3 protein-coding genes are annotated in these 2,410 nt (G+C 70.0%); all 3 read right to left on the bottom strand.

Annotation, left to right across the window (positions count from 1 at the left end):
• Positions 1–546 (bottom strand): nitrogenase component 1 (locus CCR84_RS07345; RefSeq protein WP_201210960.1); only part of this gene is annotated, 546 nt, incomplete at its 3' end.
• Between the two features lie 15 nt (positions 547–561).
• On the bottom strand, positions 562–1,872 hold the full coding sequence (locus CCR84_RS07340) for a ferredoxin:protochlorophyllide reductase (ATP-dependent) subunit N (protein WP_201210959.1): 1,311 nt from the start codon (positions 1,870–1,872) through the stop codon (positions 562–564).
• Entirely contained in the window at positions 1,869–2,393 is a 525-nt protein-coding gene (gene bchF, locus CCR84_RS07335) for a 2-vinyl bacteriochlorophyllide hydratase (RefSeq protein ID WP_201210958.1), read from the bottom strand. Before bchF ends, CCR84_RS07340 begins: the two co-directional genes overlap by 4 nt.
• Positions 2,394–2,410: the final 17 nt, after the last annotated feature.

Raw genomic sequence — 2,410 nt, 5'->3', positions numbered from 1 at the left:
GCGCACTTCACCCAAGTCGTCGCGGTGGCGGAAGCCGAGCGCGATCGGGCCGAGGATGTTGCAGGAGGGCGTTTCGCCGGGCGCGCGCTGGCGACGCTGCGCCGGACGCGGCGACATCGCGCGCACGAGCTGATAAAAAGTCTCGGCGGCGCCCCAGTGCTCGCGGCGCTGGTAGGAGGAGAGTTCGAGCGGGATCACCGGGATCGGGAGCCCGAGCGCCTGCGCGAGGCCGCCGGGGTCGTCCTGGATCAGCTCGCCGGTGCACGAGGCGCCGACGATCAGCGCCTGCGGCGCGTGGCGGGCGACCGCGTTGCGCGCGGCGCGCTTGAAGCATTCGGCGGTGTCGCCCCCTAGGTCGCGCGCCGAGAAGGTGGTGTAGCTCACCGGCGGGCGCGCGGCGCGGCGCTCGATCATGGTGAACAGGAGGTCGGCGTAGGTGTCGCCCTGCGGCGCGTGCAGCACGTAGTGCACGCCCTGCATGGCGGTGGCGACGCGCAGGGCGCCGACGTGGGCGGGGCCTTCGTAGGTCCAGACGGTCAGTTGCATGGGGTACCCCGAAGACTAGAGGCCGGCGAGCCGCGCGCGGCGGTCGAGCGGACGCACGAACAGTTCGGCGAGGTCGCCGGCTTGGTCGAAGCCGTGGATCGGCGAGAAGACGAGCTCGATCGACCACTTGGTGGTGATCCCCTCGGCTTCGAGCGGGTTGGCAAGCCCGAGCCCGCAGACGACGAGGTCGGGTTTCTGCGCGCGGCAGCGGTCGAGTTGCGCTTCGACGTCCTGGCCTTCGACGAGCTGCGTGCCTTCCGGCAGCAGTTCGAGTTCGGCGGCGAGGTGCGCGCGCTGCAGGAAGGGGGTACCGACCTCGATCAGTTCCATGCCGAGCTCGCGCGCGAGGAAGCGCGCCAGCGGCGGTTCGAGCTGCGAGTCGGGGAAGAAGAAGATGCGCTTGCCGGCGAGCAGCGGCCGGCAGCGCGCCAACGCACGTTCGGCGCGTTCGCGCGGGCCGGCGGTGGCGGCAGTGAAGGTCTCGTCGCCGACGTTCCAGGCGCGGGCAGCGGCCTGCAGCCAGAGGCCGGTGCCTTCGGCGCCGAGCGGGAACGGCGCCGGCAGGTGGGTCGCGCCGCGCTTCTCCAGCGCGCGCGCGGTGTCCCTGAGATAAGGCTGGGCCAGCAGGAAGCGCGTGTTCGGGCCGACCGCCGGCAGCTCGGTCGAGCGGCGCGGCGGGAAGAAGGCAACGTCCTTGATGCCCAGCGCCGCGAACTGGCGGCGGAACTGGTCCTCGACCACGTCGGCGAGCGTGCCGACGATCAGGAGCGAAGCTTCGGTGGACGAAGCGTTCGGCAGCAAGGGGACCAAGGCTTCGAGGCAGCTGTCCTCGCCCTGCGTGAACGCGGTCTCGAGGCCGCTGCCCGTGTAGCTGACGACGCGCACCTGCGGCGCGTGGCGCTCGGACAGGCGTTCGGCGGCGCGGTCGAGGTCGAGCTTGATCACTTCCGACGGGCATGAGCCGACCAGGAAGAGCATGCGGATGTCGGGACGGCGTTCGAGCAGGCGGTTCACCACGCGGTCGAGTTCGGCGTTGGCGTCGGCCAGGCCCGCGAGGTCGCGGTCCTCGATGATCGCGGTGCCGAAGCGCGGCTCGGCGAAGATCATGACGCCGGCCGCCGACTGCATCAGGTGCGCGCAGGTGCGCGAGCCGACCACCAGGAAGAACGCATCCTGGATCTTGCGGTGCAGCCAGACGATGCCGGCCAGCCCGCAGAAGACCTGCTGCTGCCCGCGCTCGTGGCGGATCTCGATGGGGCGGGCGGCCGGCACGGGACAGCCGGTACCGGCAGGGAGGGAAGAGGGATTCACATTGGCTCCGTTCATCGGCCGGCTCCGGCGGCTTGCGCCGCGGCCAGCGCGTCGTCTTCGGCGGCCTGCAGCCGCGCCATGCGCAGCTTCCACAGGAACTGCCCTGCATTGACGACGTAGATCGCGTACGCGGCAAGCGCGACGTACATCTGCTCTTGCGCACTCAGGCCCCCGGTCAGGAGGCCCCACAGGTAGTACGTGTGCAGCGCGATCACGCCCATGCTGACCACGTCTTCCCAGAAGAAGGGCTTGGCGAACAGCCACTCGTCGAAGACGACCTTCTCCCAGATCGAGCCGGTGATCATGATCGTATACAGCACGAAGGTCTTGACCACGATCGAGATCGTCGCTGCCTCGAGGCCTTCGCCCGTATAGAGATAGCGCAGCACCAGGCCGAGACTGACCAGGAAGACCAGGAACTGCAGCGGGGCCAGGATGCCCTGCACCAGCGTCCATTTCGACGCGTCGCGGCGCCGGCGTTGTTCTTCGGTGTACAGCGGCGCGCGCCGCTTGCCGGCGGCTTTGACTTCATGCATCGGGCACGTCTCCCTCG

It is taken from the genome of Rhodocyclus purpureus (genome assembly GCF_016653115.1).
Classification (GTDB): Bacteria; Pseudomonadota; Gammaproteobacteria; order Burkholderiales; family Rhodocyclaceae; genus Rhodocyclus; species Rhodocyclus purpureus.
The sequence above is the reverse complement of the archived record's forward strand: the minus strand, read 5'-3'. Positions and strand labels throughout refer to the sequence as shown.

Bases quoted from the DNA above. Each gene is read 5' to 3' on its own strand.
- CCR84_RS07340 (WP_201210959.1), bottom strand. From the start codon at position 1,872: ATGAACGGAGCCAATGTGAATCCCTCTTCCCTCCCTGCCGGTACCGGC.
- bchF (WP_201210958.1), bottom strand. From the start codon at position 2,393: ATGCATGAAGTCAAAGCCGCCGGCAAGCGGCGCGCGCCGCTGTACACC.